The 22,059-nt window shown below is 42.6% G+C and carries 19 protein-coding genes; 9 read left to right on the plus strand and 10 right to left on the minus strand.

What is annotated here, in order from left to right:
• Nucleotides 1–58: 58 nt before the first annotated feature.
• The 5 genes from parC to WA352_RS20500 all read right to left on the minus strand — a co-directional run bounded on the left by parC (nt 59) and on the right by WA352_RS20500 (nt 5,965).
• A complete protein-coding gene (gene parC / locus WA352_RS20480) occupies nt 59–2,278 on the minus strand; it encodes a DNA topoisomerase IV subunit A (RefSeq protein WP_005314701.1) in 2,220 nt (739 codons plus the stop codon).
• Nucleotides 2,279–2,393: 115 nt separating this feature from the next.
• A complete protein-coding gene (locus WA352_RS20485) occupies nt 2,394–3,032 on the minus strand; it encodes a tetratricopeptide repeat protein (protein WP_005314699.1) in 639 nt (212 codons plus the stop codon).
• 100 nt (nt 3,033–3,132) lie between these two features.
• Nucleotides 3,133–3,777 (minus strand): trimeric intracellular cation channel family protein, encoded by a 645-nt coding sequence (locus tag WA352_RS20490; RefSeq protein ID WP_004802075.1) that lies wholly within the window; start codon nt 3,775–3,777, stop codon nt 3,133–3,135.
• Between the two features lie 52 nt (nt 3,778–3,829).
• Nucleotides 3,830–4,300 carry a YchJ family protein gene (locus WA352_RS20495; protein WP_005314698.1) on the minus strand — a complete coding sequence of 157 codons (471 nt, stop codon included), beginning with the start codon at nt 4,298–4,300 and terminating at the stop codon, nt 3,830–3,832.
• Between the two features lie 81 nt (nt 4,301–4,381).
• Nucleotides 4,382–5,965: a TerC family protein gene (locus WA352_RS20500; protein WP_004802070.1), complete on the minus strand. Its 1,584-nt coding sequence runs from the start codon at nt 5,963–5,965 to the stop codon at nt 4,382–4,384.
• A 326-nt stretch (nt 5,966–6,291) separates the two neighbouring features.
• Here WA352_RS20500 and WA352_RS20505 point away from each other — a divergent pair, with 326 nt between their 5' ends.
• Nucleotides 6,292–6,918 carry a TIGR00730 family Rossman fold protein gene (locus WA352_RS20505; RefSeq protein WP_032859160.1) on the plus strand — a complete coding sequence of 209 codons (627 nt, stop codon included), beginning with the start codon at nt 6,292–6,294 and terminating at the stop codon, nt 6,916–6,918.
• 57 nt (nt 6,919–6,975) lie between these two features.
• Here WA352_RS20505 and WA352_RS20510 read toward each other — a convergent pair whose 3' ends face one another.
• Nucleotides 6,976–8,763 carry a choice-of-anchor I family protein gene (locus WA352_RS20510; protein ID WP_005314696.1) on the minus strand — a complete coding sequence of 596 codons (1,788 nt, stop codon included), beginning with the start codon at nt 8,761–8,763 and terminating at the stop codon, nt 6,976–6,978.
• A gap of 164 nt (nt 8,764–8,927) precedes the next feature.
• Between WA352_RS20510 and mdtD the strand changes: the two genes are divergently transcribed.
• The 8 genes from mdtD (at nt 8,928) to WA352_RS20550 (ending at nt 16,948) form a co-directional block, all read left to right on the plus strand.
• A complete protein-coding gene (gene mdtD / locus WA352_RS20515; protein WP_005314695.1) occupies nt 8,928–10,316 on the plus strand; it encodes a multidrug transporter subunit MdtD in 1,389 nt (462 codons plus the stop codon).
• A 153-nt stretch (nt 10,317–10,469) separates the two neighbouring features.
• Entirely contained in the window at nt 10,470–11,231 is a 762-nt protein-coding gene (locus WA352_RS20520; RefSeq protein ID WP_005314694.1) for a glycoside hydrolase family 25 protein, read from the plus strand.
• Nucleotides 11,221–12,288, plus strand: coding sequence for a DNA polymerase IV (gene dinB / locus WA352_RS20525; protein WP_005314693.1), 1,068 nt, complete (start codon nt 11,221–11,223; stop codon nt 12,286–12,288). Before WA352_RS20520 ends, dinB begins: the two co-directional genes overlap by 11 nt.
• 299 nt (nt 12,289–12,587) lie before the next feature.
• Nucleotides 12,588–13,307 (plus strand): two-component system response regulator CreB, encoded by a 720-nt coding sequence (gene creB, locus WA352_RS20530; protein WP_005314692.1) that lies wholly within the window; start codon nt 12,588–12,590, stop codon nt 13,305–13,307.
• 3 nt (nt 13,308–13,310) lie between these two features.
• Nucleotides 13,311–14,777 (plus strand): two-component system sensor histidine kinase CreC, encoded by a 1,467-nt coding sequence (creC, locus tag WA352_RS20535; protein WP_005314691.1) that lies wholly within the window; start codon nt 13,311–13,313, stop codon nt 14,775–14,777.
• 75 nt (nt 14,778–14,852) lie between these two features.
• A complete protein-coding gene (gene creD, locus WA352_RS20540; protein ID WP_005314690.1) occupies nt 14,853–16,250 on the plus strand; it encodes a cell envelope integrity protein CreD in 1,398 nt (465 codons plus the stop codon).
• Between the two features lie 63 nt (nt 16,251–16,313).
• Nucleotides 16,314–16,517 carry a hypothetical protein gene (locus WA352_RS20545; RefSeq protein ID WP_005314689.1) on the plus strand — a complete coding sequence of 68 codons (204 nt, stop codon included), beginning with the start codon at nt 16,314–16,316 and terminating at the stop codon, nt 16,515–16,517.
• 74 nt (nt 16,518–16,591) lie between these two features.
• The gene (locus WA352_RS20550) at nt 16,592–16,948 is read left to right on the plus strand and encodes a RidA family protein (RefSeq protein ID WP_004802050.1); all 357 of its coding nucleotides are present in this window, start codon (nt 16,592–16,594) and stop codon (nt 16,946–16,948) included.
• On the opposite strand, the gene WA352_RS20555 is transcribed toward WA352_RS20550, so the two are convergent.
• The 4 genes from WA352_RS20555 to WA352_RS20570 form a co-directional block, all read right to left on the minus strand.
• A complete protein-coding gene (locus tag WA352_RS20555) occupies nt 16,945–17,487 on the minus strand; it encodes a DUF2726 domain-containing protein (protein WP_004802049.1) in 543 nt (180 codons plus the stop codon). The two genes, WA352_RS20550 and WA352_RS20555, sit on opposite strands and share 4 nt — an antisense overlap.
• A gap of 303 nt (nt 17,488–17,790) precedes the next feature.
• A complete protein-coding gene (locus tag WA352_RS20560) occupies nt 17,791–20,172 on the minus strand; it encodes a YgiQ family radical SAM protein (RefSeq protein ID WP_005314688.1) in 2,382 nt (793 codons plus the stop codon).
• Between the two features lie 208 nt (nt 20,173–20,380).
• Complete coding sequence (locus WA352_RS20565) at nt 20,381–20,767, minus strand: hypothetical protein (RefSeq protein ID WP_005314687.1); 387 nt, start codon at nt 20,765–20,767, stop codon at nt 20,381–20,383.
• 62 nt (nt 20,768–20,829) lie between these two features.
• A complete protein-coding gene (locus tag WA352_RS20570; RefSeq protein WP_005314686.1) occupies nt 20,830–22,044 on the minus strand; it encodes an MFS transporter in 1,215 nt (404 codons plus the stop codon).
• Between the last annotated feature and the right edge of the window lie 15 nt (nt 22,045–22,059).

Genomic DNA, 22,059 nt, shown 5'->3' on the forward strand with positions numbered 1-22,059 from the left:
TCCAAACAATATGAATACATTGTCATATATAACGTATTTGTATCACAGAATACTAGCCTTATCTCTGAATGAAGAGTCTATTTGCTTTTTGATATCCGCGTGGTAAAAGTTGCCCCTTTGTTGCTCTTTTTCCTAGATATTTTTGGAGATCATCCCCTTTCAGTTTGAGATGCTGTTGTCCTGCAGCGACTTGGATTATTTCATCTAAACTCAGGGTTGTCATGGATAAAATTTGCTCTTTTTCATCAAGTTGTATCAACTTGTTACCTTTACCTTTATTCAGAACTGGAAGTTCAGCTAAATCAATAATCAGTAGGCGCCCTGATGAACTGAGAATTGCAACATGGCTTGCTTGCTGAATTGGCAGCAATGGTAAAGCCGTTGCCTTATCTGCAACCGTCAAAAACGCCTTACCGGCTTTGGCATTGGTATCCAGTTGCGCAGCTTGGGTTTTAAAACCATAACCTTTCGAACTGACCGCAAGTAATTCACTATTATCGTCATCAATAAACACTTGAATAAATGAAACACCACTGGCTGGAGATAGTTTTGAACTGAGCGGTTCTCCTAAGCCACGCGCCGACGGTAAGCTGCTAATTGGCAAGGCATAACTACGCCCTGTTTCATCCAAGAAGTACACCCGCTGATTGGTTTTACCCACAGCATGACTTAAATACTGATCCCCCGCTCGGAAGTTAAGATTAGCAGCATCGACTTCCGCACCTTTGGCAGCACGCACCCATCCAGCTTCTGACAAGACCACGGTCACTGCTTCAGCTGGCATTAAATCTTGTTCTTTAATCTGAACCGCGTCTGCACGGGCAACGATTGGTGAACGGCGATCATCACCAAATTTTTTCGCGTCTTCTTTTAGCTCACCGATAATAAGATTTTTCAATGATTCTGGATTTGCCAATTGCTCACGAATAATAGCAGCTTTGGCTTCTAGCTCTTCTTGCTCACGGCGAATTTCCATTTCTTCAAGCTTGGCTAAATGGCGGAGCTTGAGTTCCAAAATTGCTTCAGCTTGAATCTCATCAATACCAAAATGCTGCATTAATACAGGTTTTGGCTGGTCTTCTTCACGAATAATCCGAATCACTGTATCAATATCTAAGTAGGCAATTAAAAGACCTGCCAAGATATGTAAACGCTTTTCAATTTTGGTTAAATGATATTGCAAACGACGCGTTACCGTTTGCTTACGAATCTCAATCCATTCGAGCAAGATGCGGCGAATCGATTTCACCTGTGGGCGACCATCCGCCCCAATCATATTCAAGTTGACACGATAGCTTGATTCTAAATCAGTTGTTGCAAATAAGTGACTCATCACCGTTTCGGCATCGACACGATTGGAACGCAGCACAATTACCAAACGGGTTGGATTGCGATGATCAGACTCATCTCGAATATCGGCAACTAGTGGCAACTTCTTGGCAATCATTTGATCGGCAATTTGAGTCACAACTTTTGAACCAGAAACCTGATATGGCAATTCGCTAATCACGATTTCATTTTTTTCGACTGTATACACCGCCCGAACACGATAACTACCACGACCTGTGGTTTGAATTTTCAGTAATTCTTCAGGCGGAGTAATAATTTCAGCTTTGGTCGGTAAATCGGGGGCAGGAATATATTCTGCTAATTTTTCATCGGTGGTTTCAGGATTACGAATCAGCGCAATGGTACCTTTCACCACTTCACGCAAGTTATGTGGCGGGATATCGGTTGCCATCCCGACCGCAATCCCCGTGGTACCATTCAATAAAATATTGGGAATACGTGCAGGTAAGGTGATTGGTTCTTTCATCGAACCATCAAAGTTATCCTGCCATTCACTAGTGCCTTGCCCGAGTTCACTCAGCAATAACTCACTATAAGCCGAAAGTTTGGCTTCGGTATAACGCATGGCCGCAAATGATTTTGGATCATCAGGCGAACCCCAGTTGCCCTGACCTTCAACCAGTGGATAACGATAGCTAAATGGCTGTGCCATCAATACCATCGCTTCATAACAGGCGGAGTCACCATGCGGATGGTATTTACCGAGTACGTCACCGACAGTACGTGCCGATTTTTTCGGTTTGCCTGTCGACTTTAAGCCGAGCTCGCTCATCGCATAGACAATACGGCGCTGTACAGGCTTTAAACCATCACTGATATGGGGCAATGCACGATCCATAATCACGTACATGGCATAGTTCAAGTAAGCCTGCTCAGTGAATTCGGCTACGGAACGGTTTTCTGTTGCATGATGTGCAAGGCTGGTCATTTCAGCGAGTCATCCAAAATCATTTATTATCGTCAATGTTTTGTATGCTATGTGGATGAAGGCGTTGTGACAAGCCCTTGTTGTTGTTTAAACGTCAAATGGTGTCTTGTTAAGCTTAATGCAGCATATTCAATAGAATTTCTGATGCTGGAAACCAGCCATTTTTCTCCGCCTTTTTTAACCACTCTCTAGCAACTTCGTCATCTTTCTCAACATAAAGCCCCTTTAAATAAAAAAGACCCAAGCTAAACTGAGATGCTGCAATTGCGTGATTGACTGCGGCAGAATAAAACTCAAAGGCTATTTTTAAATTTTTTGCAACGCCAGTGCCATTTTCATATTTATCTGCAAGATTATTAATCGCAGGCGGAAACTGCTGCTGTACGGCTTTCTCATAATATTTTAATGCAAGCTCAATATCCAAATGTTCATCTTCATTCGAACCTGAATAGTAAACACCTAACAGATATAACGCCGCAGCATTACCTTGTTCAGCAAGTGCCTCAAGCTCTTCAGTATAAATCATGTCATTTTCATTATAGATGGGTTGCGCCATCCAAGTTGAAGCCCAATTATATTCAGCAACAAGTGATTGATTATAGGTAGCAGCAATCCATAACCAATTTCTACCCAACAAGAGATTTTGAACGACTCCATTGCGTCCTAGACAATAATTAAGTCCTGTTTTTATTTGCTCACTTACATCTAACTCCATCACTTCGGGAGCCATTTCTTGCACAGATAAAAGATTCATTTTTAATTTAATAATCGTATAAAAGTGATCATATTTAAGATCAATAATTCTAAGTAGGCATTAAACCTGCAATAAACTAAATTGCAGGCATGCTTTCCAATCAATGCTCATCGGTTGAAGACGCGGACTCGGCATCATCTTCTTTATAAATAAATTTTGGCATTTCCAAACCAAAATAGATCGCAATCAAACGTAAGGTAAAGCCAAAAACCAAAGTAAAAATCACGGTAAGATCGTGTGGCAAACCAACTTCCAAACACACCCAATAACAAATTACCGCAACAAAGGAAATACTGGCATAGAGCTCACGACGGAACACCAACGGTACGTCATTACACAAAATATCACGCAGAATACCACCTGATACTCCAGTTAATACCCCAGCGACCGCAGACACCACAAAGCCATGCCCCATCGATAACGCAATCTGGCAACCAATGATGGTAAAGCCAATTAAACCCAAGGCATCCAGTACCAAGAAGATATTACGCAAATGGCGCATCCACTTGGCAATAATAATGGTGACAAAGGCCGCAATACAGGTCAGCACCAAATATTCAGGATGTTTGACCCAGGTCAAAGGATAATGCCCGAGCAGCACATCACGTACTGAGCCACCACCTAATGCCGTGACACAGGCAATCAGCACCACACCAAACCAGTCCATACTGCGTCGACCTGCGGACAATGCGCCTGTCATCGCTTCCGCAGTAATGGCAATAATATAAATTACGGTGAGTAACATCTGCCTACATCCCTAAATCAGGCGTAAAAGTGTGCGCTATTCTAAGACAAACTTAGATGAATTGCGCACAACATTGCTTAAATTTTTTCCCCGAGCCACAAATGCAGGGTTGTTTCATGGTGATTTGCATGTCCAGCGTCGGGTCAAGGAAATACCACTGCTGTTGGTGCAATACAAAATGTGAAATTTCATGATGAACATGGGCTTGTGTACCATCATGATAATGTGCCTTGAACTCAACCAACGCATGAGTTTTATCTAGCTTGGGTTGATGCTGCACCACGTCCAGTTTGAGCCATTGGTTCGATTGACTCCAGTCAGCAATCGCAGCCCGATCTAAAGCGCTTTGCTGCCCCAAGGCTGTCGTTTGCAAAATATAGTCAATCTGCTGCAAGGCAAAAGCACTATAACGTGAACGCATCAATTGTTCTGCAGTTTGAGCAACTTGCTGTTTTAAGTGCAAAGGCTGACAGCACGCAGCATATTGCCCCTGCCCACATGGACAATCTTGTGATGATGTCATTTCCGATTCTCAAATAAAAATAGCCCTGAGACAAACCTTGTACCACAAGGTCAAACTCAAAGGCTATTTGCTAAAACTTAATTATTTCTCGGTCGTCTTCTCTTTCGCGATAATGCGCACTTTTTCAATCTTGTGCCCATCCATTGTCACCACCTCAAAACGATAACCATCCACTTCAATCATGTCACCATTTTCAGGTAAACGACCCAGATGGAATAAGATATAGCCCGACAAAGTAGAGTATTCTTCGCTTTCATCGACCAAATCTTTGCCCAATAACAAAGAAACATGACGAATATCGGTTGAACCTTCTAACAACATCGAACCATCATCTAGACTTTCGGCAGTTGCTTCCAATTCATCTTCATCAGGGAATTCACCTGCAATTGCTTCTAGCATATCAATCGGTGTTGCAATCCCTTCAATCGAACCATATTCATTCAGGACAATCGCCATTTGCAACGGTGCTTGACGTAATTGCTCCATCACCATCAGGACTTGTGCATTTTCATGCACAATCACAGGTTCGCGTAAGTGTTTACTGAAATCAATCGCACCTGTTTCGATGTATTCATTCAATACTTTATGGGTGAGAACAATCCCTTCGATATTGTCTAACTCGCCACGCGCAATGATCAAACGCGAATGGGTCATTGCCATTAAACGTTCTTTTAACTCAGCAGGATCGTCATCCAAGTCTAACCATTCCAACTCTGGACGTGGTGTCATCACCGACTTAACTGGACGCTCAGATAAACCCAAGACCCCTTGAACCAAGACACTATGATATACCCCATTGTCTTCATCAAAGACTTCTTTGGCATAGGCCTGTGTCGCTAACACATCTTCCGCTTCTTTGTTCTGACTTTCATTACCATTGCCTTTACTACCCAACATACGCAGTACGGCAGAGGCAGTGCGATAACGTAAATCAGTGGTGGTGACCAATTTCTCTTGGTTACGGCGCATGGTTTGGTTGACCATTTCCACCAATACCGAGAAACCAATCGCAGCGTATAAATAACCTTTTGGAATATGGAAACCGAAACCTTCGACCACCAATGAGAAACCAATCATCATCAGGAAGCCAAGACACAGGATCACCACGGTTGGATGCTTATTGACGAAATCCATCAATGGGCGTGAAGCCAGCAACATGATACCAATCGCAATCGTTACCGCGATCATCATCACCGAAAGCTCTTTCACCATCCCCACTGCAGTGATCACACTGTCAAGCGAGAAGACAGCATCAAGGACCACGATCTGCACCACAACCATCCAGAACACGGCATGCACTGGATTTTCTTCTTTATGTGCTTGTGTACCTTCAATCCGCTCATGCAGTTCCATGGTGCCCTTAAACAATAAGAACACACCACCAAACAGCAGAATCAAATCACGTCCAGAGAACGGATGATCAAAAATATGGAACAGCGGTGTAGTTAATGTCACCACCCATGCGATCGAAGCAAGCAAGATCAAACGCATTAACAGGGCGAGAATCAAACCAATTTTACGCGCAGCATTACGTTGTTCTGGTGGTAATTTCTCTGCCAAAATTGCAATAAAAACAAGGTTATCAATACCTAATACAATTTCAAGCACCACCAATGTGGCTAAGCCAACCCAAGCAGCAGGATCTGACATCCATTCCAGAATCATTGAGGTGACTCCTCTGCAAAATCAGCAATATTGTTATGAAGTTGAGATTTTAAAAGGTCGGCACAAACAGCCAAAACATTTTTTTTAGGAAATAAGAACAATGCGGAGCGACAACAACCACTACTCATAGAGGTACATAAATTAATAAAAGGATTTTTAGTATAGGCAAGATTTCAGTGAAATTCATCTTTTTTTGTGTTGAGGATGTTTTCAAATTCTTTCGAGACGCGACAAAAGTACATTGTATGTAAAATGTGCATAAAACTGTCACAAACCTGATTTAGCCTAGACAAGCACAGCGAAAATGATAAGGTGAAAATAAACGAATGAATAGTGTTCTGATAATGACTGAAAAGAAAACCACAAGCTCTCCCCCTATAAAAACCACTCAATCTCTTATTGCGTTATATTGCGGTTCGCGTACTGGCAACAAGCCAATTTACCGAGACAAAGCCATTGAGCTTGCCCAGCATATTGCCAATCAAGGCTTTGGTATTGTCTACGGCGGCGCCAGTATTGGTCTGATGGGGCAAGTTGCGGATACTGTACTAGAACATAGTGGCGAAGTAGTCGGTGTGATTCCAGAATTTATGCTGGATTATGAAATTGCCCACCATAAACTGACCGAACTCCATATCGTCAACAGCATGCATGAACGTAAAGCCCTGATGGCAGAGCGCGCCAGTGCCTTTATTGCCTTACCAGGTGGTTTGGGTACTTTTGAAGAAATTCTGGAAATTGCCACCTGGGGACAACTCAATCAACATCAGAAACCCATGATTATTTATAACGTCAATCGTTTTTATGATGCCTTGATTGCACAGCTTGATCATGCTGTTGAAGAAGGCTTCTTACCACCGCAACATCGTGCCAAAGTGATTATTTGCGACACACTGGAACAGATTTCAAGTGTGATTAAAAACTTAAATACACCTAGCCATATCGAAGTCTAAAACCGCCCAATATAAAAAAAGCGGATCACATCGATCCGCTTTTTTTATATTGAGAACTTATTGCACATTCACTTGATAGACAGCAGTTGAGCCACTGACTTCATTTCCCACCACCAGTAAAGGCTTGCCATTTGGTGAATCTTTTGCCGTAATGAAAATCAAACCTTCAGGTCCTAAATCTCCCTGCTTGGCCGCATCGGTTTCGACAAAATTACGTGTCGTAAAATATTCAATAAATTTCGGTTTATTCGGTGTAGTGATGTCATACACCATCACTCCACTCATCCGCTCTAAGCCAATAAAAGCAAAGGTTTTCTTACCGATCGTACCAACAGCAATACCCTCAGACTCTGGACCTTTATTATCACTACGATCATCAAAAGCTACCGCTTCGTGGTCACTATTAAAATAGTTCGGGAACAATTCAGCGGTTTTCTTTTCAAACTCGCTGCCTGAGTCCCAAACCAACTGACCTTGAGTATTCCAGATACTGAATGAACGCGCGCCATAAGCGTAGAGCTTGTCATAAGTGAGCAAGCCATTGGCATCTAGTTTGGCTGAACCATCTGCATTGGTTTGATAACCCATGTTCCATGCAATATTGAGACGCCCCAATGCAGCATCATCACGGCATGCACCCGCAGTTGTCGCAGTGGCGCCACAATATGCAAAGGTCACTGGATTGAGTTTTGCCCCTTTCACCCCTGCAGCCAGTTGCTGTAAATGTGCTGGATAATCGCCATCCTTATTAAAGCCTTTGCTGTTAAACAGATGCTTCATTCGGATATTTTCAACAAAACCTTTACTGGCATCGCCCGCATAATAGGCTTTGGAATCCTTCAACCATTCACGGCTATCGCCTTCATTCGCAGTGACCAGATAGGTTTGACCATTGGCTTGATAATTGGCAATCGAGTCAGGTTGATACATCCCGACCAAGCCAGCCCAAGTCTTGATATCAATCTTTTTGTCTTTATCACTGACATCTAGTTCATTGCCAATTTGCCCATGATCTTTATAGCCCAATGGATAAATATCCGTCACTTTCTGCTGTGTAATATCGATCCGAGCAATCGCATTATTTTCCTGCAATGTCACCCAAGCAGTTTTGCTGTCTGCAGAAATGGTTATATATTCAGGTTCTAAATCCTGAGCCACACTCGCATTTGGTCCAAAAATACGTACCCCTTTGCCGATTAAATCCGCCTTTTGTGAATTCCACGCCTTAAAGTCCGCTACGCTGGCTTTAGGTTGTTGAATATTGCTGATATCGATAATGCTGACTGAACCTTCAGGATCAACCGAGTAGTCATCGTTTGGCTCGCCTTCATTGGCCACTAAAACAGTTTTGCCATCGGGGCTAAAAGTCAACATATCGGGCAATGAACCCACAGCAACTTTGCTGATAAAACTTAAGTCCTTGGCATTAAAAAATACCACGATCCCTGTATCGGTTTTCTTCTCGGCTTGGACTGCAATTGCAACAATGCCATTTTTAACCGCAACGCTGTTGACTTCCGAGTTGGCTAAATAGGTACGGGCAGACAGTTCTGCAATATGGACGGGCTTTTCAGGTTTAGATGCATCTAAAACATCGACTAAACCCTTCTGGGCATTGACCACAAAGAGACGTTTGCTTACAGCATCATAAGCGGGAATTTCAGCAGCACTTTTGGCAAAGACATTGGTTTCATAGCGCCCTAATAAACTTAGCTTAATCGTTTCAGGGGTTGTTTCAACTACTTCTGCTGGCGTGTTTGTTTTACTATTGTCGTTGTCATCATTACACGCCACTAACCCCACCGACAGTAACGCTGTCAATAATACTGAAATCCTAAATTTCATGATCAAATTCCATACAATTTATTCTGTATGGCTAATCTAGTCGTTGGTGATGCAAATTCGATGACACTTTAATGTCAGTTTCATGACCACTCTTTGACAATTTTAGGCTTTATTTCACGCACAGTTGCATTAAACTAAAACTGCCTTTTTATCCATCATGGCTCATGACAACGACAACACATCAAGCGGTACAGCCTGAATTCCGAATGTTGGTGCTCTTGGTCTCGATTGGCTTTTTTATGCAAGCCTTAGACACCACCATCGTCAACACGGCAATTCCTGCCATGGCAGTACAACTCAATGAAAATCCCCTGCAAATGCATAGCGTCATTGTGGCCTATGTGCTGTCGGTTGCGGCCTGTATTCCGCTCAGTGGCTGGTTAGCCGATCGTTTTGGCATCCGCAATATTTATCTGAGTTCCATGGTGATTTTCAGCTTGGCCTCGCTAGGCTGTGGCTTGTCACAAAACCTAGAACAATTATTATTTTTCCGCGTCATTCAAGGTGTTGGTGGTGCCTTACTGATGCCCGTGGGGCGCTTGGCACTGTTAAAACTGATCCCACGCTCCCAATTTCTGTCTGCCATGAGCCTGATGAGCCTTGCAGGTCTGATTGGGCCATTGATGGGACCAACTTTAGGGGGTTGGCTCGTCGAAGTAACAACTTGGCACTGGATCTTTTTAATTAATATTCCGATGGGAATTTTGGGAATGATTATGACCTTCAAAGTCATGCCAAACCAGAAAGAACCAAGCGTTAAATCCTTCGATTTAAGTGGCTTTATCCTGTTAATGGTCGCAATGGTAGGCTTGTCTTTAGGCATTGAGAATATTGCAGCATCGCAATATTCCCGCTGGATCAGCGTGGCTTTATTGATTTCCGGACTGCTGGCAGCCACCGCTTATGCCTACCATGCGCATACGCATCAAAATGCCCTGTTTCATGGTCGCCTATTTCGCTACAAAATCTTTTCAATCGGCGTATTGGGCAATTTCTTTGCCCGCCTCGGTAGTAATGCGATTCCCTTCATTTTACCGCTGATGCTGCAAGTCGCCTTTGGTTTTGAACCTTTCTATACCGGTTTAATGATGATTCCACTGGTGCTCGGCTCCTTATTTTCCAAACCGATTATTCGTCCCTTGATTCAACGGGTTGGTTATCGTCGTTTCTTACTCACCAATACCGTTTTAGTCGGTTTATGTATCGCCAGTTTTTCTCTGATGACCGCAACAACGCCATTGTGGTTAAAAGTCCTGCACCTGTTTATCTTTGGTACGCTCAATTCATTGCAATTCGTGGGCATGAATACGCTAACTTTGAAAGACTTAGCACAACAGGATGCCAGTAGCGGCAATAGCTTCTTGTCGATGATTATGATGCTTTCCATGAGTATCGGGGTGGCCTTGGCAGGAACCTTAATTAATCTGTTTGGGCAACAGTTTTCCAGTGCCTCGATTAGCACCGCCTTTCACGCCACTTTGATCACTCTCGGCTGTATTAATATCATTACCGCCTTGGTGTTCTGGCAAATTCCCAAAGAAACCACAGATTAAAAGATGCCCAGAAAATTGCTCAAATGGGACACCATGCAGCATCCAAATGTGTGGCACAATTGTAGACACAGATCAGGTTTCACAAGGCAAAACCTGTACAATTCACTCATAAACAAGCGCGTTATTACTTAGGCACCGCATAACACAAACGATATGGCAAAAAAATCTGCGAAATTTCCATCGACACCACATTATCCGACTTATGCCAGTATCGGTTTAGCGGTCATGCTGGGTGTGGTCAGTTACTTTGGTTTGTTCTATCAGCAGAAAGCATCAGCACAGGATTATTCCATTCGCGGCTTTGATGTATCCCATCATCAAGGCGAGATTAACTGGAAAAAAATCTCGCCGATGCAATATCAATTCGTCTATCTCAAAGCAACCGAAGGCGGTGATTTTAAAGATCGTAACTTTCAGGAAAACTGGCTCAAAGCACGTGAACGTGGCCTGCATGTCGGTGCTTATCATTTTTATCGGCTGTGTCGTGATGGGGCTATACAAGCCGAAAATTTTATTGCGACCGTTCCGAAAAAAGCCGATGCCCTGCCACCTGTGATTGATTTGGAATATGACAGTAACTGCATCAACACCTATACCAAAGAGCAGCTCATCAAAGAAATTCAGGTCATGCATGACCAGTTGCAACAGCATTATGGCAAACAACCGATTTTTTATATTTCAAAGAGCTTTTACCATATTGTCCTAATGGGGAACTTTAACAACACTCCGTTATGGGTCAGAGACTATGAAGGTAAACCTGAGCTCAAAGATGGTCGACAATGGCTGTTTTGGCAGCATAGCAGTCAAGGTAAAATCGACGGCGTTCCCAAAGCCGTCGATTTAAATGTTTATGCTGAATCCCCAAAGCAATGGCGGATTTTTCTGAAAGCACAAGGCATTGAAGATGCCAAATGAGTTACGCAAAATCATCCATATCGACATGGATGCCTTTTATGCCTCAGTCGAGCTCAAAGACCGCCCAGAGCTAAAAGATTTGCCTGTGGTGATTTCCTCACATCATCCTCGTGCAGTGATTGCCGCAGCGTCTTATCCTGCCCGTGTCTTTGGACTCCGTTCTGCCATGTCGATGGGACAAGCCAAAAAACTCTGTCCACAGGTCATCGTGATTGAACCCAATTTTGAAAAATACCGCGAAGTTTCAGCGCAAATTCATCAGATTTTTCAGCAATACACCCCTTTGATTGAGCCGCTGTCTTTAGATGAAGCCTATCTGGACGTGACTGAAAACTTAAAGAATATTGCCAGTGCCACCGAAGTCGCTGCGCAAATCCGTGCTGATATTTTGGCGGTCACAGGACTAACCGCCTCTGCAGGCGTGGCACCGAATAAGTTCTTGGCAAAAATTGCCTCGGATTGGAACAAACCCAATGGTTTATTTGTGATTAAACCGAATCAGGTGCTACGTTTTATTCAAGATTTAGCCTTGAATAAAATTCCTGGGGTGGGCAAAGTCACCCAAGAACGATTACAGCAACTGAATTTACATACCTTGGGCGATCTGCAAAAAATCGACGAAAATGTGCTGATCCATCATTTTGGCAAATACGGCAAACAGCTGTATTTATATGCGCAAGGCATTGATCATCGACCAGTCAAAGCAGAACGAGAACGTCAGCAGATTTCCAAGGAAATTACTTTTGACGATGATTACACCCTTGCTCAATGCAGCCATGCGTGGCAGCCCTTGACCGAGCAAGTCTGGCGCAGTTTAAATAAAAAACAGCTAACGGCTCGCGGTGTGACCGTCAAACTCAAGCTTAAAAATTTCCAAGTCTTACAGCACAGTAAAAGCTTTAAGCAGGCACTACAATCACAACAAGACTTGGGGCAAGTGGTACTACAACTGCTGGATGAAATGCATATTGTCCCAGAATTCCAATTCCGTCTGGTCGGCGTCGGGGTATATCAATTACAGGCGCTAGAAGAAGAATCACAACTTTCTTTGTGGTAGTGCTGATTTTTTACACAAAAGTACAATCCATGCTGAAAATTATGTTTGCTTTTTATCCAGTTTTCAGTACTCTAAGCAACGCAGTAACATTATCCTTGTTATTTGCTTTGCTAAAGAAAACCTCACTTTTAGCATCTGCTCCTGTGGTTGGCGTGACGATCAAATCCGAAGATTACAGGGCACTTCAGGTCTTCTTTCGCTATCCTCTTGTTCCTATAAAAATTCTATATTCCCACTACACTCATAACTTCAGTTAAACTCAGCAGATAAAACTAGAAAATTCTGTATGTACATGCCTTATGAAGCAAAAACAAATTCTCTGTGTCGAAGATGAAGCCGCCATTGTCCTGCCGCTACGTTATGCGCTTGAGCGTGAAGGTTGGCAAGTCAGTTGGGCCAATACAGGAACACAGGCACTGCAATTACTGACGCAACAATCCTTTGATTTTATTATTTTAGATGTCGGACTCCCTGATCTGAATGGTTTCGAAGTCTGCAAACAATTACGTCAAAAAGATCAAACCCCTTTACTGTTTTTAACAGCCCGTGATGATGAAATTGACCGAGTAGTTGGTCTCGAAATTGGGGCAGATGATTATTGCAGCAAGCCCTTTAGCGCACGAGAAATTGTGGCAAGAATCAAAGCGATTTGGCGCAGAATGGAAGCGCAAGCTCAGCCTGTTACAGCCTCTGTAGCAGCGACGAAAACTGAAGTTATTGTGCAATCGGCAATTTGGTCATGTAACCCGCAGTCCTTGCAGATTCATTATCATCAACAAATGCTACAACTGACTCGCTATGAATACCGCTTGTTATTTTTACTGATTCAGCATCCAGAACAGGTGTTTAGCCGCCAACAATTGATGGATCATATTTGGGAACATCCAGAACATAGTTTGGAACGTACTGTCGACACGCATATCAAGAGTTTAAGGCAGAAGCTCAAACAGATTACCCCACATGATGACCCAATTCGCACCCATCGTGGCTTTGGCTATAGTTTGATAAAGTTGAGCTAAAGCATGTCTATCTTTGTCCGTATCTGGTTTTTCTTTAGCTTGGTGGTGGTACTCAGTCTAGGCTTTATCGCCTATACCCTAACTCAACAAGTGAAACCCAATGTACGACAAGTGGTTGAAGACACCCTCGCTGAAAACGCCAATATCATTGCCCAACTGATTGCGGAAGATGTCTATCAACATCAGGTGGATACGCCAGAATTTGATCAAAAAATTCAGGCAGCGTTATCCCGTCAACTGAATGCCACCATTTGGCAGCATCGCAAAGAACAGATTAACCAGCAACTGTACATTACTGATCCCCAAGGCATCGTGATCTACGACTCCGAAGGACAAGCTGTGGGGCAAGACTATTCCAAATGGAATGATGTCTACTTAACACTGCGCGGTAAATACGGTGCACGCTCAACTGCTACCAATCCTTATGATCGCAACAGTAGTGTCATGCATATTGCAGCACCAATTATTTACCAGCAACAATTGCTCGGTGTAGTCAGTATTGGCAAACCAAATCAGTCGGTACAACCCTATATCGAACGTGCTGAGCAACAACTGATTTATCAAGCCCTCTGGATTGCAGCACTCAGCCTGCTCTTGGCTAGTATGGTGGCCTATTGGCTAAGACATAGTATTGATCGGGTTCGACGCTATGCACAGGCGTTGGCACCGGTGAATCAGGCACCTTTCTTTTATTCCGCTAAAGAACTCAATCAAGTGACTCAGGCACTGAGTGAAATGCGGGAAAAACTGGAAGATCGTGGCTATGTGGAGAACTATGTCAATACTCTCACCCATGAACTCAAAAGCCCGCTCACCGCGATTCAAGCCAGCGCTGAATTACTACAGGATGATATCCCTCTAGCTGATCAGCAACAGTTTGCCCATCATATCGTCCAGCAAAGCCAGCGTTTGCAATCCTTGATTGAACGGATGTTGTTATTAACCCGACTCGAAAAAAATCAGCATGTTTTAGAGTTTCAAAACTTAGACCTGAACGAGCTCATTCAACAATGCTTTCAGCAACAACATAGTGCTTTGCAACTGAAACAGATCCAAACACAGCTTGATCTCCCCCAACACTGTGCAATCCACGCCGATCCATTTTGGCTGAAACAAGCGCTGAATAATCTCTTAGATAACGCCAGAGACTTCTGCCCACCACAAGGTAAAATCGCAGTTCAACTTCAGCAAGACCCAAGCCATCACAACATCACCCTACTGTTTTTTAATGAGGGCGATGCGATTCCTGAGTACGCCTTAAACCGCGTATTTGAAACCTATTTTTCTCTACCGCGTCCGCATAATCAGCAACGCAGTACTGGCATTGGGCTCAGTATCGTCAAACAGATTATTCAGCAGCATCAAGGTCAGATTAGCATCCAGAATATTCAGGCAAATAGCCTCGACGTCTTACAAACTCATCGATCTGGTGTGCTCTTGACCCTCACACTTCACACAAACTTCATCTAAGCTTCAAACCGAACTCATCCGAAGCGCATATCGCATGTAGATACTGGTCATATCCTAATGACCATGGAATTTCATATGCGTCGCAATTTTATCAACCTTAAAATCGGAGCCATTTTGTTCCTGATTTTAATTTTTTATATCGGTTTATTTTTTATTTCGGGCTTAGTCTCTGAACGTCAAAGCTATCAACAACAAGTCATTCGCGACATTGCCAATGAACAAATTCGTCCACAACAAATCGTTGCCCCTTATTTAAAACTGCCTTATCAAGTGCAAACCACCTGTACCGATGAACAAAAGAAAAGCTATACCTGTACGCAAACCCTATTTGTTGCTGTAGGTGCTGAAACGACCGACTGGAATGCTCAATTTAAAGTTTCGGACAGTACCTATAGACGCAATATTTACAAAGCAATCAGTTATCAAAATTCGATGTCAGGCAAAGGTACATTCAAGGCCATCGATAACGAAGTAAAACTTGATTATCTATGGGAACAGGCGGAAATTATTTTCCCAATCCAAGATGCGCGTGGGCTGAATGCCAAACCTGTATTCAATATTGATGGCAAGGTCTATAAGTTCGACTTTTCTGAGCAAAGCCAAGGACAACGCGGTTTTGACTTAATGCATCTGACGGCTAAGCAATACCCTGAACTGGTGCAAAAGTTCCAACAGGGTTTTAAGTTTGGCCTGCAGTTCGAGCTTGAAGGACTGAGTGAATTCAGCTTCATTCCAACCAGTTATGAAATGACCTATCAAGCCACAGGTAACTGGGGTGACGTCAAATACGATGGACAAAGCCTACCCTTTAAAAAATCCAGTGAAAAACGCCAATTTCAAGCAGACTGGAAAAATATCGCACTGGGTAAACGTAATTTAGAAAATGTGTCGCTGTGTGAAAATAGCCAATGCTTTTATAAAATTTTAAATGCTCAAGATCCTGTACCAACAGCAGCGGTAGAAACATACGATACAGGCACCCCAGCAAATATCTCTGGTATTTCCACTCAATTCCTAGAACCTGTCAATATCTATACCCAAACCGATCGTGCCATTAAATACGGTGTGATGGTGATCATCATTACCTTTGGTTGCTTCTTCCTGTTTGAAGTCTTAAAACAACTCAAAATCCATCCTGTGCAATATGCACTGGTTGCGATGGCACAAGGTGTGTTCTTCGTGTTGTTACTTTCGATCAGTGAATATTATGCCTTTGCACTCGCCTATCTAACGGCAGCAATCGCTTGTGTCGGTCTCATCACATGGTATTTATATTTTGTGGTCAAAGGGATTAAGCCTGCGCTGTTATTTGGGATTTTATTGGGTGTGCTCTACGGCATGATGTATCTATTACTCCAATCCAGTGGCAAGACCTTCTTATTTGGCTCCATCCTGTCCTTCATCCTGATTGCCTGTGTCATGTTCATCACCCGTCATGTCAACTGGTATCAATCCGAACAACAAAGCCAATAAAAATATATAAGGGCGAAGTAATGTCTTCGCCCCTTTTCACGGCATTGATAAGGAATAAAAACCATGTACCAAACGACTTATTTAGCGTTAAAGCAACTTAAACAGCTATGTCCTTTACACAGCTCGATTGCAAGCTGTCTGAATCAATTACGGCAAGCCAAAATTCAGTTTTTGAATCTGGGAAATATTATTATTTGCCCACAACAACGCTGCATTTTGGTTTTCAAACATCGTAACTTAATGGAAATAGAAAGTTTTTTAGCCTGATTTATAGAAAATTACATTGCAGCTGAATGGCATCAAGTACAATCCCCACTATACTTTTCGATTTGGGAATCACTATGTCTGTGCAACGCCTTCATGTCACATCACGTTATTGCGAAGTTGCAATTTCAGGAAATCTTGTTCATTTAGCAGGTCAATTGGCTGATGATACCAGCGTTGATGTAACCGCACAGACACAGCAGACCTTAGATAATATTGATCGTTTATTGGCAGAAGCAGGTACAGATAAAACTCATATTTTATCTGTACTGATCTTTTTAAAAGACATCGAAAAAGATTATGCAGCCATGAATGCGGTATGGGATGCATGGATTGCTGAGGGACATCCCCCAGCACGTACCTGTGTCGAATCTAAACTCTACACACCTGATGTTTTGGTTGAAATGACAGTCACTGCGGTTCGCCCAGATTAATAAGATTTAAATGCGAATTCATTATATTTCATCATTCGATCTGCTTTAGGCAGCGACATTGATGCTGAGGTACCTGCCGCTGAAATAGCGGTAGGCTCAAACAAATCAGGCACTAAATCTTCTCTGAGCTCCTGTTCAGTCGGAATGCTGCTATAACGCAGTACACGATAGCCTGCCAATTCAAGTAAACTATCTTGATAATGCTTTTGATGCAGGCGGTTCACATAAGATTCGTCAGCAATCTCAATAATCGCAAGCACTTGATGCTGCTGATCTAAAATGACGAAATCTGCAACTAAACCTTGATACTTCCGACGTGTGTGCGCAAATTTAGTGGTCAGTAAAGCATCAAAAGACACATGCGCCAACACGGTATGACGTGGTAATACAGCTTGTAAACGCATCAAGGTAATTTGCTCCGCAATATTTAAAATACCACGGCGTTTTAATGGACTGTCCTGACGCCTATTTTGTTGTAAGCGACGAAGTGCAAGTGCTGTGATTAACAGCAACCCAACTGTTGTTATAAAATAATACATTTCTAACTAATCCCTTTAGATTTTTTATAATCATTTGGCTTTATGCCAATTTTTTTAATCAAGAACATCGATAGCAAAGTCATTTTGCAGTGCAAACTTAAGTTTTTTAATCGTGTTTTCCTAGACGACCAAAGTCGTAATAGCCCTCTGCACTTTATTTATAATCATTCGTTTGCCAAGATTCAAGTCGTTATTGTCAGTTTATGTTTCTATGGGCGATAGTTTTACGATCAAATTGTGATCACATAATAATTTAGGCATAAAAAAGAAGGCATGAACTCTCATGCCTTCTTCTATACCCAATTAACGAGGTGCTTTGGTTTTAGACTTTGGCTTTCCTGAAAATGGTCTTTTCTCACCCGTTTCACGTGGTGGTAAACCATTATGTTGGGTTAAGACCTGTCCTTTTTGCGGACGCTGTTGACCAGACTGCGAACGAGATTGGCCTTGACCACGTTTTGCAGAATCCCCTGCGACAGATGAATTCTTCTTACGTGCCGATTTATATTCACCTTCAGCAGTACCTTGTGGCTGATACGTTGGAATCAAATGCTGCTTTGAATTTCCGATTAAATCTACACGCCCCATCTCTTTCAAGGCTTCACGTAATAAAGGCCAGTTGTTTGGATCGTGATAGCGTAAGAATGCCTTATGCAGACGACGACGCTTTTCGCCTTTCACGATATCCACATTTTCCGTATAACGTGCCACTTTAGACAATGGATTTTTGCCTGAGTAATACATTGTGGTTGCCGTTGCCATTGGCGATGGATAGAAGGTCTGTACCTGATCGGCACGGAAGCCATTTTTCTTCAACCAAATCGCCAGATTCATCATGTCGTAATCGGTGGTACCCGGATGTGCGGCAATAAAGTATGGGATTAAATACTGTTCCTTACCTGCTTCCTTACTGAAACGCTCAAACATTTGCTTAAAACGATCATAAGTCCCGATACCTGGTTTCATCATCTTCGATAATGGGCCATTTTCGGTATGCTCAGGCGCAATTTTTAGATAACCACCGACATGGTGCTGTACCAATTCTTTCACATATTCAGGGTTTAGGACTGCAAGATCATAACGTAGACCAGAACCAATCAGAATCTTCTTCACCCCTTTGATTTCACGGGCTTTACGATAAAGCTGAACCAAAGGTGCATGGTCTGTATGCAAGTTCTGACAAACGCCTGGATAAACACAAGAGGGTTTACGGCAATTCTTTTCAATTTCAGGATCTTGGCAATGCAAACGGTACATGTTTGCCGTTGGTCCACCTAAGTCCGAAATAATCCCAGTGAAGTTAGGTGCAGTATCACGGATCTTTTCAATTTCACGTAAAATTGAATCTTCCGAACGGTTTTGGATAATACGACCTTCATGCTCGGTAATCGAACAGAAAGTACAACCACCAAAACAACCACGCATGATATTCACAGAGAATTTGATCATATCAAATGCTGGAAAACGCGCATTGCCATAAGCTGGATGCGGTAAGCGTGCATAAGGTAAATCAAACACATAATCCATTTCCTCAGTGGTCAGAGGAATTGGCGGAGGATTGATCCAAACATCACGCTCACCATGACGTTGCACCAATGCACGCGCATTACCAGGGTTGGTTTCTAGATGCAAAATACGATTGGCATGTGCATAGAGCACCTGATCCTCAGCCACTTCTTCATAAGAAGGTAAACGGATTACAGCCAATTCGCGTGGTGGTAATTTATGTTTAATTGCTTTTGATGGTGCAGGTTTCAGCTGTACGATCTGCGTATCTTGATCTAGATTGTCGCCTTCACGTACGATTGGATTTGCCACAAATTCTTTTTGGAAGTTTTGATACTGCGCCAATGAGTTGCCTTTTTCTTTTTCAACTTCACAGCCATCAATATCTTCAGTCATCACATAAGGATTGATGATCTGATCAACACGACCAATGGTATCAACATCGTTACTGGCGATTTCAACGAATTTTGCTTTCGATTTTTTATTATGTTTATTAATAATAAATGCAGTACCACGAACATCAGTGATCTCGTGAACTTTTTCACCTTTGGCTAAACGATGCATCACGTCGATAATGGCACGCTCACCATTGCCATACATCAACAAATCAGCTTTAGAGTCCATCAAAATTGAACGACGGACTTTGTCTGACCAATAGTCATAATGTGCAATACGACGTAAGCTGCCTTCAATTCCACCAAGTAAGACTGGAACGTCTGGAAAAGCCTCACGACAACGCTGACAGTAAACCGTGGCTGCACGGTCTGGACGTTTATTCGCTTCATTATTTGGTGAGTACGCATCATCAGAGCGGATTTTACGATCTGCCGTATAACGGTTGATCATTGAATCCATATTCCCTGCGGTCACACCCCATGCAATGGTTGGCTTACCTAAAACGCGGAAGCTCTCTACATTGGTCCAATCAGGTTGCGCAATAATTCCGACACGGAAGCCTTGTGCTTCAAGTACACGCCCAATCACACCTGATACAAAAGATGGATGGTCAATATAGGCATCGCCACAAACTAAAATAAAGTCACATGCATCCCAGCCGAGTAGATCCATTTCTTCTCGTGACATCGGCAAAAATGGTGCGGGTTCAAAACACGACGCCCAATATTTGTCGTAATCAAACAGCGCTTTAGGCGCAGTCTGCATGGTATAGGCAGTAGACATAGCTTGCGAATCTCGGCTAGCAGATGAAGGAGAGACATTTATCGGGGTTGCTGGTATTTTAACCCCTAAAATGAAAGCCGATCATTTTAACATGAATTTCATTCATTTTCCCTGTTTATAAAACATTCAGGAACAAGGGGATAACAAATTATTTGTATAAAGTTTAAGCAAAATATAAATATGAGCATTAAACTGAAGTTTTAACTAACTAGGAAGCAGTAGTGGTTATTCCATTTGATCGAACCACCTCTTTGACCGTATAACCCGACTCAATATAGCCGCTACCTCCAGAAACGGTTTGACCATTCGCAAGTGTCACTTCCAACTGATATCCACCTTCGCCCTGTACAAAGAATTGCGTTTCTATTGTCTTGTTATTTTCTAAGGGCTGGAAAAAGATCTCATGCTGCACACCTGCTGTTTGCACATGTAGCTTCAGCTGACTAATCATTTGCCCGCTGTGATTTGAAATTTGCATGTGGACTAAGGGCTGAAACCAATAATTAAAGCCCGCAGTTAAAGCACCTATACAGAAGCTCATCCCTAAAGAAAGGACGACTAACACTGGTATAAATATATTTTTAACTAATTTCATTCTATTTCTTTATCTTTTTATATTGATTCAAAACTTTAAAACATAAATCTAAAAAACAAAAACTAATCAACTTTCTGAATCAGTAAAGCCTTTAACCGCAACGCTAAAAATAGCCCTATTGCTAAAACCACAGCCACCATAAGATTTATTCCCGTCCAGCCATAGTTCTCCCAGACCAACCCACCACTACTGCCCAATAAACTCGACCCCATGTAATAGCAGAATAAATACAGCGAAGAAGCCACTGCCCGATACTGAACCGCTTGAACCGAAACCCAACTGCTAGCCGTCGAATGTGCCGCAAAAAAAGAAAAGGTAAAAATGGTGAGACCCAGTAAGATGGTCCAAAGCGCTGGAATCAAAGTAATCAATAGGCCGATGATCATCATCACCAGTAAAACTGGCAATACTTTATCCCGTCCAAATTTAAAGCCCCATTGCGCAGCTTTGGGTGAGCTATAAATCCCTGCCAGATAGGCAATTGAAATCAGACCAATCCATGTTTGCGATAGATGAAACGGGGCTTCTAATAAATGGTAACTGATATAGTTAAAGACCGTGACTAAGCAGCCCATTAGAATAAAACCTTGGGCAAATAAAATGCGTAATTTCGGGTCTTTTAGATTTTGCTCAAAGGCTGCTTTAAAACGTGAAAATCGGAATGGAAATGGTTTGAAATGCTGTGATTTAGGTAGTAACAGATAGAATAAGCAGGCAATCACAAAATTCAGAAAACCAATAATATAGGTTGCCGATTGCCAAGAAATAAAATCAACCAAAACGCCTGCAATCAGACGCCCCCCCATACCACCAATCGCCGTACCTGAGATATACAGCCCCATGGCAAAGCCGATATCCTGCTGTGCAATCTCCTCTCCGATATAAGTCATTGCCACAGCGGCAACCCCACTGACCGCCAAACCAATCAAAACACGGGTACTTAGAAAGATTTCCCAGATTGGAAAAGAAGCACTGATCAGCAATAAAATCGAAACCAGAAATAAGGCACATACCATGATGGGTTTACGCCCAAAACGGTCAGAAATAAAACCAGTGAACAACAGGCCAATCGCAAGTGCAATGGTGGAAAAAGACAGAGGAAAACTACTGTGGGTCGGAGTGACATGAAAGAATTCTGCAAAGATCGGCATCATCGGCTGTACACAGTACAACGAGGAAAATGACGCGAAACCTGCAAAGAACAATGACCATAAAATCGCAGTAAACGATTTCGAACCATATTCAATATGGGTTGGGCGCAGCACTGATTCAGACATGAGGACTCCTTATGC

This window comes from Acinetobacter sp. 102 (genome assembly GCF_037028485.1).
GTDB lineage: Bacteria > Pseudomonadota > Gammaproteobacteria > Pseudomonadales > Moraxellaceae > Acinetobacter > Acinetobacter higginsii.

What these genes read in the sequence shown, in the direction of transcription:
- WA352_RS20560 (WP_005314688.1), bottom strand. Translation starts at nt 20,172, where the DNA reads ATGTCTACTGCCTATACCATGCAGACTGCGCCTAAAGCGCTGTTTGAT.
- WA352_RS20510 (WP_005314696.1), bottom strand. Translation starts at nt 8,763, where the DNA reads ATGAAATTTAGGATTTCAGTATTATTGACAGCGTTACTGTCGGTGGGG.
- WA352_RS20550 (WP_004802050.1), top strand. Translation starts at nt 16,592, where the DNA reads ATGTCTGTGCAACGCCTTCATGTCACATCACGTTATTGCGAAGTTGCA.
- WA352_RS20520 (WP_005314694.1), top strand. Translation starts at nt 10,470, where the DNA reads ATGGCAAAAAAATCTGCGAAATTTCCATCGACACCACATTATCCGACT.
- WA352_RS20505 (WP_032859160.1), top strand. Translation starts at nt 6,292, where the DNA reads ATGAATAGTGTTCTGATAATGACTGAAAAGAAAACCACAAGCTCTCCC.
- creC (WP_005314691.1), top strand. Translation starts at nt 13,311, where the DNA reads ATGTCTATCTTTGTCCGTATCTGGTTTTTCTTTAGCTTGGTGGTGGTA.
- parC (WP_005314701.1), bottom strand. Translation starts at nt 2,278, where the DNA reads ATGACCAGCCTTGCACATCATGCAACAGAAAACCGTTCCGTAGCCGAA.
- dinB (WP_005314693.1), top strand. Translation starts at nt 11,221, where the DNA reads ATGCCAAATGAGTTACGCAAAATCATCCATATCGACATGGATGCCTTT.
- creB (WP_005314692.1), top strand. Translation starts at nt 12,588, where the DNA reads ATGAAGCAAAAACAAATTCTCTGTGTCGAAGATGAAGCCGCCATTGTC.
- WA352_RS20565 (WP_005314687.1), bottom strand. Translation starts at nt 20,767, where the DNA reads ATGAAATTAGTTAAAAATATATTTATACCAGTGTTAGTCGTCCTTTCT.
- WA352_RS20490 (WP_004802075.1), bottom strand. Translation starts at nt 3,777, where the DNA reads ATGTTACTCACCGTAATTTATATTATTGCCATTACTGCGGAAGCGATG.
- WA352_RS20545 (WP_005314689.1), top strand. Translation starts at nt 16,314, where the DNA reads ATGTACCAAACGACTTATTTAGCGTTAAAGCAACTTAAACAGCTATGT.
- WA352_RS20555 (WP_004802049.1), bottom strand. Translation starts at nt 17,487, where the DNA reads ATGTATTATTTTATAACAACAGTTGGGTTGCTGTTAATCACAGCACTT.
- WA352_RS20500 (WP_004802070.1), bottom strand. Translation starts at nt 5,965, where the DNA reads ATGATTCTGGAATGGATGTCAGATCCTGCTGCTTGGGTTGGCTTAGCC.
- creD (WP_005314690.1), top strand. Translation starts at nt 14,853, where the DNA reads ATGCGTCGCAATTTTATCAACCTTAAAATCGGAGCCATTTTGTTCCTG.
- WA352_RS20485 (WP_005314699.1), bottom strand. Translation starts at nt 3,032, where the DNA reads ATGAATCTTTTATCTGTGCAAGAAATGGCTCCCGAAGTGATGGAGTTA.
- WA352_RS20495 (WP_005314698.1), bottom strand. Translation starts at nt 4,300, where the DNA reads ATGACATCATCACAAGATTGTCCATGTGGGCAGGGGCAATATGCTGCG.
- mdtD (WP_005314695.1), top strand. Translation starts at nt 8,928, where the DNA reads ATGACAACGACAACACATCAAGCGGTACAGCCTGAATTCCGAATGTTG.
- WA352_RS20570 (WP_005314686.1), bottom strand. Translation starts at nt 22,044, where the DNA reads ATGTCTGAATCAGTGCTGCGCCCAACCCATATTGAATATGGTTCGAAA.